The sequence below is a fragment of the Lachnobacterium bovis DSM 14045 genome (genome assembly GCF_900107245.1).
In the GTDB taxonomy this organism is placed as follows: domain Bacteria; phylum Bacillota; class Clostridia; order Lachnospirales; family Lachnospiraceae; genus Roseburia; species Roseburia bovis.
On sequence record NZ_FNPG01000013.1, the window covers coordinates 75140 to 86714 of the forward strand.

Annotated in this window: 11 protein-coding genes and 1 riboswitch; of the genes, 6 read left to right on the forward strand and 5 right to left on the reverse strand. The window is 31.0% G+C overall.

Annotation, left to right across the window (positions count from 1 at the left end):
• Positions 1-36: 36 nt before the first annotated feature.
• Positions 37-768: an elongation factor P 5-aminopentanone reductase gene (gene ymfI, locus BLV79_RS06425; protein ID WP_074717243.1), complete on the reverse strand. Its 732-nt coding sequence runs from the start codon at positions 766-768 to the stop codon at positions 37-39.
• Positions 769-966: 198 nt separating this feature from the next.
• Positions 967-1072, forward strand: a riboswitch (TPP riboswitch).
• A 27-nt stretch (positions 1073-1099) separates the two neighbouring features.
• On the opposite strand from ymfI, the gene thiD reads away from it, so the two are divergent.
• Positions 1100-2656 carry a bifunctional hydroxymethylpyrimidine kinase/phosphomethylpyrimidine kinase gene (gene thiD / locus BLV79_RS13175; protein ID WP_074717245.1) on the forward strand — a complete coding sequence of 519 codons (1557 nt, stop codon included), beginning with the start codon at positions 1100-1102 and terminating at the stop codon, positions 2654-2656.
• On the opposite strand, the gene BLV79_RS06435 is transcribed toward thiD, so the two are convergent.
• From BLV79_RS06435 to BLV79_RS06445, 3 genes are all read right to left on the reverse strand, one after another.
• Positions 2657-3568, reverse strand: coding sequence for an N-acetylmuramoyl-L-alanine amidase (locus BLV79_RS06435; protein WP_074717247.1), 912 nt, complete (start codon positions 3566-3568; stop codon positions 2657-2659).
• A 580-nt stretch (positions 3569-4148) separates the two neighbouring features.
• Entirely contained in the window at positions 4149-4916 is a 768-nt protein-coding gene (locus BLV79_RS06440; RefSeq protein WP_074717249.1) for a response regulator, read from the reverse strand.
• A gap of 1 nt (position 4917) precedes the next feature.
• On the reverse strand, positions 4918-7491 hold the full coding sequence (locus BLV79_RS06445; RefSeq protein WP_074717251.1) for an ATP-binding protein: 2574 nt from the start codon (positions 7489-7491) through the stop codon (positions 4918-4920).
• Between the two features lie 199 nt (positions 7492-7690).
• Here BLV79_RS06445 and BLV79_RS06450 point away from each other — a divergent pair, with 199 nt between their 5' ends.
• The 5 genes from BLV79_RS06450 (at position 7691) to rd (ending at position 11177) form a co-directional block, all read left to right on the forward strand.
• On the forward strand, positions 7691-8116 hold the full coding sequence (locus tag BLV79_RS06450; RefSeq protein WP_074717253.1) for a DUF4430 domain-containing protein: 426 nt from the start codon (positions 7691-7693) through the stop codon (positions 8114-8116).
• A 21-nt stretch (positions 8117-8137) separates the two neighbouring features.
• Entirely contained in the window at positions 8138-8662 is a 525-nt protein-coding gene (locus tag BLV79_RS06455; protein ID WP_074717255.1) for a hypothetical protein, read from the forward strand.
• A 304-nt stretch (positions 8663-8966) separates the two neighbouring features.
• Entirely contained in the window at positions 8967-9920 is a 954-nt protein-coding gene (epsC, locus tag BLV79_RS06460; protein WP_074717257.1) for a serine O-acetyltransferase EpsC, read from the forward strand.
• Positions 9904-10824 (forward strand): hypothetical protein, encoded by a 921-nt coding sequence (locus BLV79_RS06465; protein ID WP_242871446.1) that lies wholly within the window; start codon positions 9904-9906, stop codon positions 10822-10824. Before epsC ends, BLV79_RS06465 begins: the two co-directional genes overlap by 17 nt.
• Positions 10825-11015: 191 nt before the next feature.
• Positions 11016-11177 (forward strand): rubredoxin, encoded by a 162-nt coding sequence (rd, locus tag BLV79_RS06470; protein ID WP_074717259.1) that lies wholly within the window; start codon positions 11016-11018, stop codon positions 11175-11177.
• A 119-nt stretch (positions 11178-11296) separates the two neighbouring features.
• Here the strand turns inward: rd and BLV79_RS06475 are convergent.
• On the reverse strand, positions 11297-11575 hold a 279-nt coding region (locus BLV79_RS06475), incomplete at its 5' end, for an IS3 family transposase (RefSeq protein ID WP_143470205.1).

Here is an 11575-nt window from a genome sequence, read left to right on the forward strand (position 1 = left end):
TATTTTAATCACCAAATACCAAATCACCGTAGAGAGTTAAATCCATCCACCATCTAATGTAACAATTTGACCGGTTAGATATTCGTTGCCAGTTGCAAGTTGAAGTGCAAGGTGAGCGACTTCTTCAGGTTTTCCAAAACGTCCGGCTGGTATTTCATCAGCAAGTTCTTGTCGTTCTTCCTCACTAAAACATGAATTCATAGATGTATCAATGCATCCACAAGCGATAGCGTTAACTTGAATATTGGAAGGAGCTAATTCTTTTCCAAGAGCTTTGGTAAATGAATTGATGCCACCTTTACATGCAGAGTATGCTACTTCACAAGAAGCACCAACATTACCCCAAACGGAAGAAATGTTGATGATTTTTCCAGAGTGTTTTTTAATCATTTCAGGAATAATACATTTTGAAGTGAAAAAAACAGAGGATAGGTTAGTGTTTATAATGTTGTTCCACTCAGTAATGGACATATCTGACAATAAACCTATGTGAGAAATTCCTGCATTATTTATAAGAACATTAACGTGACCGAAACGTTGAATTGTTTTTTCTATCATGCTTTCAACAAAAGAAAAATCACCTACATTTCCAATTGATGTTATGACATCAACATGGTAATTATCTTGGATATGTTTTTGTAAGCTATAAAGGTCTTCTTTTGAATTTCGGCAACAGAGACTTAAATTGTATCCGTTTTTTGCAAATTCAATTGCAAGAGAAGCGCCTATTCCTCTTGAAGCACCTGTAATTAAAACAATTTTTGACATTTATTATTCTCCAATCTTTTAAGATTATTATTTAATTCTTTAGTAATCTATAAATAATATAGCATATTTTTTGAAATTAGTCCTGTTAGTCAGCCGTTTAGCCTATTATATTATAAAAAATAAAAATGTATTACAAAAAGAACATAAAAAAATTGTAAAATATAGCCAAAAGTTTTAAAATTAAATCGATAGAAAAAAAATATATTTTGCGGGAGCTCGTAGGCGGGCTGAGAGGAAGAAATTATCTTCGACCGATAAACCTGATTTGGGTAATGCCAACGTAGGGATGAATATTCTGCCATTAGTTCTCGTAAAAGGAATCGAGGAGTAAATGGAAAAAAAGTTAAAAGAAAACAAAATTACAAATTACATTGTTGAAGTTATAAACAATTCTAAAAAAAATCAGTTAGTTAATCAACTGAATCTATATGGTGTAACAGATAGCATGTGGACAAGAGAAAACAGGACACTTGCCAATCAGGTAAAAGAAGCCATAGAAAATGGTGTTACGATGATACAATATCGTGAAAAAAATTTATCCCAGGATGAAAAAAAAGAAGAGGCAAAAGAATTGCTTGATATTTGCCATAAAAAATCTATACCTTTTTTGATCGATGATGATGTTTATCTTGCAAAAGAGATAGATGCTGATGGAGTTCATCTAGGTCAAAAGGATATGTCGCCAGTCAAGGCAAGACAGATATTAGGTGCAGATAAAATAATAGGTGTTACAGCAAAAACTGTAGAACAGGCGTTAAAAGCACAGTCAGAAGGAGCAAATTATCTTGGCTGTGGAGCAGCATTTGTGACTTCTACCAAAAAGGATACATATGTAATCTCTCATAATGTTTTAAAAGAAATCTGTAGTAAAGTAAGTATTCCGGTTGTTGCAATAGGTGGAATAAATGAAAAAAACGGAATGAATCTTATAGGAACTGGTATTTGTGGAATGGCTGTAGTTGGCGCAATTTTTGCCTCTGAAAATATTGCTGAATCTGTAAAAAAATTAAAAAACATAACAAAACAATTCATGAGAAAAACCAAAACAGTTTTAACAATTGCCGGAAGTGATTCAAGTGGAGGAGCAGGAATTCAGGCTGATTTAAAAACAATGAATGCAAATAAAGTTTATGGAATGAGTGCAATTACAGCAATTACTGCACAAAATACAACGGGTGTAAGTATGATAAATAATGTGACACCAGAACTTTTGGATGCGCAGTTAGAATCGATTTTTACAGATATTTATCCGGATTCGATAAAAATTGGAATGATTTCAGATAAAGAGCAGGTAAGAGTTATTTCTGAAAAACTAAAAAAATATGAAGCAAAAAATATAGTTCTTGATCCTGTTATGGTTGCAACAAGTGGTGCAAATTTATCGGAAGACGAAACAATTAACGAGGCAAAAAAATTACTTTATCCACTTGCAACAGTTATAACACCTAATATTCCAGAGGCTGAAATCTTGGCAGAACAAGAAATAAAAAACAGTTGTGATATGGAAAAAGCAGCAGAAATAATAGCAAATAAATACGGATGTTCTGTTTTGTTAAAAGGTGGACATTGTGTAAATGATGCTAATGATTTTTTGTGTGAGATTAGTGGTACAGAAAGTAAAACATCAGATGATATAGTAAGTAAGAAGTCGTGTAAAACACAGTATCAATTCAAAAAAAACTGGATTAATGGAGATAGAATCAATAATCAAAACACACATGGAACAGGATGCACATTGTCAAGTGCAATTGCTTCAAATCTAGCAAAGGGTTATGATTTAAAGAATTCTATAATTCATGCAAAAAAATATATAGAAAAAGCCATAGGAGCTAACCTTGATTTAGGTGAAGGCAGCGGTCCCATGGCACATTTTGTAACTGAATTGTAATTATTTTTTAGTGTTTTTACTATGGTATTTGTTATAAGTAGAGATAATTGCGTCGCTGATTGCTTTTGCATAAGCTTTTGTGTTGCTATCAAAATATTTATTATCTGTGCTATTATTTAAAAAACCAAGTTCCAACAGACAAGCTGGTGTGGTAGTATTCCTAAGGACGAAATAGTCTTCATTAGGATTTTTTTGTGAACCTGTTTTAACATTTCGATCCTTACTGACACCAACATCTACCATGCCAGTATGAATGTTGTTAGCAAGTTCTTTTGCTTCATCACAAGCATCACTGGCCAGCCAGGTTTCGTAACCATTTCCGTTACCGCAATTTCTATGGAGTGAAATAAAATAATCACATTTTTTAGAAGAACATATATCAACGCGTTCTTGTAAAGTAAGATAGTTATCTTTTGAACGAGTCATAACGACTTTAATACCTTGAGAGTTTAAATATTTTTGAATTTCAAGTGCAAGTTTTAGAGTATCATTTTTTTCACTTCTTTTTCTTCTGTTGCAACCACGGTCTTTTCCACCGTGTCCGGCATCAATACATACAACTAAAGTGCCATCATTTACGATTTCTTGTTTTCGTGGCTGATTAGATGATGAATCATTACCATTATTGCTTTTGCTATTAGAAACAGTTGATGAATGAGAGACAGTTGTGTCATTATCTGTAAATGATTCATCATTGTACATGACAATATCTTTGGTGTTGGCTTTGAGTCGTGCCTGGTTTCCAAATTTGGAACTTATGAATGAATACGAAAAATAAAGAACAAGTGCAATAATAATTGTCCAAAAACCATAATAAATCATATATACACTAGCACGTAAAATTTTTCTTTTTCGTTGTCTTAATTTTTTTGCTTTTAAATATTCACTGTGTGTACGTTTCCCTTTTTCCATGTTATACTTCCTTCTTTATATTTTATATTGATAAAAAAATATTGTACAAACCTCTAATATTTATTTTAATGAATTTGTGGAATTAATACAAGAAAAAGAATAATAAAAATATAGAAAAAAGAAGTATAAAAAGGGAGTTGCTTCACTATCGGAGGCGATAGCGAAGCAACGATTTTTGAACATACTATTATTTTTTTTCACGCATCATTACGTGAACATTCTACCTATATTGTTTTACATTACGCTATTAAGTTTTTCTTTTAAGTTTAATAACTTAAAACTATAAAAAATTAAAAAAAGACCTTAAAAAAAATGAACACGTTTTGGTTACTTTTGTGTAACCTTAATCTTAGAATATTATAAAATTAAAAGTATAGTACCGTTTTCGTATTTACGAAGAACATCGCAAACACTTTATTAGAAAAAAATTATTATGTTTTTACTAAGCTGTCCATCATCATTTGAATCGCCAACTTGAATTTATTAATCGCGGAGACTATTCACAATGATAAAAACAATGTGATGACTCAAATGGAATTATGTCATCATTAAGTTTTTTGGATTCTAAATATTTTCTACACTATGATAGTGATTTATTAAAAAAAGCATCAATAGTAGATAATATCACATCCGGCGGTAGAGATTTTAATAAGTATTTTTCCGGCTTGAATGCCGCCGCCGTCTTGACGCTTTCAGAATCTTGCTTAGCTGTCAAAAACATTACCGGAATAGATTTTGTTAGGGCATTTTCTCTTAACAAATTAAAAACTTCCGGACCAGATAATTCTGGCATTTCATAATCTAATAAGATTAAGTTGACAGGTATGTTTTTTAAAAACTTAATCGCATCGTTACCTGAATTGACGATAAAAGTCTGATATCGTTGCGATAGCAAGTTTCTCATCGATCTTAACATCGCGATGTCATCATCGACTATTAAAATCTTTTTGGTTTTAATATCCTCAACTTGTGCCTCGTAGATTTTATCTAATTCATGTTCTAAATCCATCACATTTATAGGTCTTACAAAGTCTTTGGATATTTTATTTTTAGGAATGATAAAAAATGCGTCCTGCAAATCATTTTTACTTCCTAGTAAAATTATCTTTACATGATGTGTATCGTACAACTCTGACAAATACTTTAGAGCTGCTGTAGAAATATCATCAATTTCTTTTAAATACACCAGACAGGCTTTTGGTAGAAGCTTTTGTTGTTCTAAGTCCATAAGACTTCTAAGCGATAAATCCACTATATTGAACTCATATCCCTTAGAGGATAACTCACTGACTAATGCATTTACCATAAAGCTTTTCGAATCACCTAAAATAAGAATTTTTCTTGCCATGTCAATTCTTCCTATCTTTTAGAATTTTAATTGCTTCATCACGCTTTACAAACAAAATGCAATCTGAGAGCTCTTTAAAAAACGTTTCCTCGTTTTCTGGAAGTTTATATTTTTCTAGTGAATTGAGGATGTTTTCAGCGATTGTAAAATCAAAAGCTTCTAAGCATTCTAAAATATCATTGTAAGCATTGTTTAAATCAGAAACGGAAATTGATTCCTTTACGGATTCATCAATCTTAGGACAAAGCACAGATAATTTATCTATGTAGCTTTCTAATTCCACAATCATTGCTGGAGAGAGTTCTTTGATTTTATCTATGTTTCCCTCGTTTCCATAATTTTCTAGTTTTAAAGCTTTATGAGACAGTTCCATTGCACCTATGAGTCGGGCTGAACTCTTAAGAGCATGAACTTTTATTGTATAATTTTCGATATCTTCGTTATCAAGGTATTCTGTTAACTCTTTGGCTAAAGAAGGTATTGTTTTATAAAAAGTTTTCGTGCTTTCGAGCCACAGTTCCACGGTGCCACAATTTTTTTGAGCCTCATCAAATGATATACCATCTACAATGTTCTCATATACTTCACCTATGGTATCGGTACTGATTGTCGATTGCTTTATATTAGAAAGTGAATTATTTTTAGTGTTTTCATAATTTTCATATCCGATATCATCAGGATAAATTATTTTTGAGTTATCTAGATGCTGAATAATTACATTCTCAAGTCGAGCCGTATTTATAGGTTTGGAGAGGTAATCAACAAAACCTTCGCTTATATATTGTTCTTTAGCTCCCTGAATTACATTTGCGGTTAAAATAATGCACGGGGTGTCCTTACACAGGTGAGGGAAAGTGTCCATTTGATGCAAGGCTTCAACACCATCCATAATAGGCATCCTGTGATCAATAAATATTAAATCATAATGTTTCTTAGTAATCATAGTTAACATTTCCATTCCGCTTGTTGCGGTATCAATTTGAATTTTTGTGCTTTTTAATAAGCCTTTTAGAACTACTAAATTCATTTCTGTATCGTCAACAGCAAGAATAGTAGCAAAAGGAGCCTGAATTTGAATTTTGTATAAATCATCGGTCTTAGTTGCATAATTAATATAGGACTCTCCAATTGGTTCAGGATCGATGATACGTTGCGCAAGTTTAAAAGAAAACTCACTACCTTGATTGTAAACACTTTTGACTTCTAAGCTAGAATTCATAAGAGCAAGTAATCTAGAAACAATAGTAATTCCAAGACCACTGCCTTCAATTGTTCGGTTTCTTTTTTCTTCAAGTCTTTCGAAAGGTGAAAATAGTTTTTCCATATCGCTTTTTTTCATACCTATTCCGCTGTCTTTTATTGAGACATGGAGAGTAGTTGTGATTTCGTCACGTTCTATTGTTTTTATTGAAAAAAGAATACTTCCAGAAGGCGTGTACTTAATTGCGTTAGTTAAAAGGTTAAGAATAATCTGTTTAATACGAACGCTATCACCATATAAAACACTTGGTATTGTTGGGTCAATGTTTAGTTTATAGGTCAGATTTTTTTCTTTTATTTTAGGTTTAACCATGTTGTTGAGGTCATTTATTATGGAACTTAATGCATATTCTCCGGGTAAAATTTCTAATTTTTGAGCCTCAATTTTTGAAAAATCTAGAATATCATTGATTATACTTAAAAGAGATTGACCGGCATTGTGTATGTCCATTGCATATTTATGAATTTCTGGATCATTGCTTTGCCTAATAATAATCTCATCTAATCCCAAAATGGCATTTAATGGCGTTCTAATTTCGTGAGACATATTTGATAAAAAAGTTGATTTTGCTTCATTTGCTAAATTGGCTTCTTTTTTTGCTTTTGATAAATCAGATAATGTTGACATCATTCTGTTGTAATCAGGAAATTCCACGGTAAAAAATAGAATAAATAATCCCAAGGACAGTCCTAAATACCCAATTCTAAGAACTTTTCCCAAGAATATTTCAAGTAATAATCCAAATAAAAAGAAAGTATATGAAATCATAATTGCTGTAAATATTGCACGTTTATATTTTTTCCAATTGAAAATAATAAGTCCCATTGAATAAAAAGTGTAATAAAGAGGAATAATAGTTTCTAGCAACCTTTTAAGCAGTGGTGGGAGAAAATTATTTCCGGCAGGATGATATGAAAGCAATAAACTTGTAATAATATAGAATAAAAGTACAGATAAAATTCCATATAAAAATATTTGGTTAAAAATATGAAGTTTTGTTTTCTTTTCATTACCATATATATAAATTTCCGTATAGCATGATAGATAATACGAAACAAAAATGGTAAGAACAGTTTGAAGGCAGTACATTATTAGTGCAAGCCCATAATTGATATTGTTGAAACTTGAAATTATTAATGTACTCGCAATATCAAAGCTTGTAGCATAAATTACATAGTTAATAAGTCGTCTGAAAAACATGTTAGATTTTGAGTTACCGTTATATCTAAATGTCAAAAAAATCTGTAGAATAATGTTATATATGCATGCTGAAAACTCTAAAAATAATTTTGAATATACATAATAAAAATTCATATAAGCAAGACTCCTTACTGAATAATAAAATGCTAGATTTTGTGATAACGACCTATGGCGTCGTCTGATATATCGACAGAAAAATTGACTAAAATAACGATTTAGGGATGTCATAATAGCTAAAAAATGTTAAAATACCATTAGTTGTAAATAAATACAACAATTACTAGAACTAAAAATAGATGATGGAGGATGAGTTGTGAAAAACAAGAAAAAAATTATAGTTGGTTTATTGTTAGTAGTAGTTATCGCGTTAGCAATGTTATTTGTAAAAAAACAAAGCGATTCTTCTCAAAAAGCAAAAGTAGAAAAGGGCAGTAAAGCTTATACTTTTGTAGTTGTAAATAAAGATGGTAAAGAGAAAGTTACAAAAGGAAAAACTGATGCTAAGTATTTAAAAAACTTAATGGATGAGATGAAAAAAGACGGTAAGATAAAATATAAAGCACAAAAACAGTCAATGGGTTCTTTTGTTGTTTCGGTTAATGGAGAAAGAGCAGATTTCGCGAAAGATAAAGCATATTGGAGAATTGTGGTAAATAAAAAAGATGCACAAAAAGGTATTGATGAACAACCTGTAAAAAACAAAGATCATATAGAATTTGTTTATACACCAGCGCAGTAACAGTAGGAGATTAAATTGTAGATGTCTAAGAGTAACCATAAAAAAACATTACAAACAAAAGAAATTGCGTTACTTGGAATGATGACTGCGACATTAGTAGTAGCAAAATTTGCCTTTCAAATTATCCCTAATTTAGAATTAGTTACATTTTTGATTATAATTTTTGCATATAATTTTGGATATAAGGTGATTTTTGCTACTTTTGCATTTACATTTCTCCAAATATTTCAATGGGGATTTAATACCTGGGTAGCGATGTATATATATATTTGGCCACTACTTGTAATAATAGTATGTTTGATGAGAAAATGGGCAGATATCTGGTTTTTTACTTTTTTGACAATTATTTGGGGGTTTTGCTTCGGTGCAATGTGCAGTGTTGTCTATGTTTTTATAGGTGGAATTAATTATGCAATTTCATGGTGGATTACAGGGATTACATACGATTTAATGCATGGAGTTTTTAACGGAGTAGTAATGTTAGTGTTATACTATCCCGTCAATAATGCCGTAAAAATCGTCGCCAAACAGTATAATAATTGTTAAATGAGATGTGGTAGAATTCGAAACGAAGTGACTAACATTAAAAGAAAGCAAAAAAACATAAATAAGGCAGTAGTTTCTAAAAAACAGAATTGATTAATTCATAGTAGAATGGTAGACTATATGTAATGTTTGGTATATAAAAAATTATATAGTATACTGTATAGAGAGATTATAATTATATTATAATTTTGAAAATTAAAAATATAAATGTACGGTATAATAATATAAAACTATATAAAAAGTATATTGAGTATATTATATTAAAAGGAAAAAGAATTTTGGAAACTTAATTCGAGGAGGAAAGATGCAAAAATTTGAAGAAAAAGATGTAGTAAGAAATATTGTTGAAAATATATTATCTGATTATAAAAACGGGAGAGATATTGATAAATTAACGGTTTTTCATCAGCCAGATAAAGAGGCAATAATTGATATTGTTACAAAATTGATGAGAATATTTTTCCCTGGTTATTATAGAGATAAAGTGTATCGTTTCTATAGTGTTAGAAATAATGTGTCAGTTTTGATAGAGGACGTTATGTATAATATGCAAAAACAAATTGCAATAGTTTTACATAATAAGTGCGAGTTCAATTGCTGTGATGAAGATGATATTCAAAAAACAGCACAGGAATTAACTTTTGAATTTTTTCAGAAAATCCCTAAGATTCGTGAATATTTAAATACTGATTTGCAGGCTACATTTGATGGAGACCCTGCAGCAAACGGAAAAGATGAAATTGTATTATGTTATCCGGGATTTTATGCAACAACAATTTATAGAATAGCACATGAAGTGTTTGTTTTAAAAGTACCTCTAATTCCACGTATTATGACAGAGTATGCTCATAGTAAAACAGGAATTGATATTCATCCAGGTGCAACAATTGGAAAATATTTCTTCATTGATCACGGAACAGGAATTGTTGTTGGGTCAACAACTACAATCGGGAATCATGTAAAAGTTTACCAAGGCGTAACACTTGGTGCGCTTTCTACAAGAGAGGGACAAAAACTTCATGGTAAAAAGAGACATCCTACAATTGAAGATGATGTTACAATTTACTCAGGAGCATCAATTCTTGGTGGAGCAACTGTAATCGGAAGCAATTCAGTAATCGGAAGTAATGCATTTATTACAAAAGCGGTTGAGAAGAATTCAAGAGTAAGTATACAAAATCAAAAACTATATTGCAGACCAGGAGAAAAATCTCACGCAGAGTTAAAGGATTTAAACTTAAATGATGGATGGTATTAATAATAAAAAGGTAACAGCTTATTATCATTTGCCAGGATTGTTTGAATTCTACGAATTTTATAAAGTTTTTTTGCCAGTGTATAGAAAGCATAGAGAATATTTTTATGATTGGTGTGAAATAGGTTCTATTTATGGCGCTCCTACTGATTGTTTATGGGGAGGAGGCCGAATAGAATTTGGTGAGGTAAGTGCTAAAGATGTTCTTGCATTAATGAAAGAATATAACATTTCAGCTCGTTTAACATTTAGTAATTCTCAATTAAAAAAAGAACATTTAGATGATAAAAGATGCAATGAATTATGTGAGCTTTTTTCAAAAAGTGAAGGAAACAAAAATGGAGTGATTGTGCATTCGGATTTATTGTTGGATTATTTACGACAAAATTATAAAAATCTTTATTATGTAAGTTCTACGACTAAGGTTTTGAAAAAGTTCGAGGATTTTTATGATGAAGTAAAACGTGAAGAATTCAGTTATGTTGTACCAGATTTTAGGCTGAATAAAATGTTTCATAATTTAAAAAAAATGACACAATTCCAGAAAGATAAAGTTGAATTCTTATGTAACGAATGTTGTTGGTTTGGGTGTAAGGATAGAAAGCGTTGTTATGAAGAGGTTAGCTATAGAAATTTTGGTGAAAAAGGATTAGGTCATCATTGTATGGCGCCTAATGCGAAAGAAGGTTATAGATTTTCAAAAGCAATGAAGAATCCTGCTTTTATTTCGGTTAAAGATATACGGGAAAAATATATTCCAATGAGATTTTCTAATTTTAAAATCGAAGGAAGAGGTCTTGGAAATGCTCTGCTATTGGAATTTTTGTTGTATTATATGACTAAGCCAGAATATCAGATCAATGTTAGAGAAGAAATTTATCTTGATAATATGCTAGACCTTTTTTAATGTGGATATTGTTTTTAAGATTATTGTTATTTCTAAATTAGTTGTTTTTATTTTTATTCATATAAGTAAAACAGAAAAACAATCGATATACTAAGTATGTAAGAAGTATTCTGTTAGTAAATAGCAAAAAAGTAGTAGGTTGATTATTTTTTGATAGTTACTAAGCAACTAATTCGAAAGGAGATAACGCAATGGATAAGTATGTATGTGGACCATGTGGTTATGAATATGACCCAGAAGTAGGCGACCCAGATAATGGCATAGAACCAGGAACGGCTTTTGAGGATCTTCCAGATGATTGGGTATGTCCACTTTGCGGAGTAGGAAAGGATGCATTTGAAAGGGCATTGTAAGAAGTAATTTAATAAAAGAAAAGTTGAATTATAATTTTAATTATTAGAGAGCATGTACTTTGAGGTGACCCCTCAAAGTTAGACTTTTTTACGAGACGACTTCGGTCGTCTCGTTTTCTTTATGCAGCTAAAAGATGGTGCCTGTATTGAACAGGACTCATCCATCCTAACTTTTCTTTTATTCTCTCTTCATTGTAATACTTTATAAACCGTTCTATTTCCGATTTTAATTCCTCATAACTATAGTAAACAACACCATAGTATATCTCTTGCTTAAGTAAACCAAAGAAATTCTCCATTATCGAATTATCAAGGCAGTTCCCTTTCCTGGACATACTTTGAAATATTCGTTCTTCTTTTAGTCTATGCGAGTATGCTTTCATCTGATAAGCCCAACC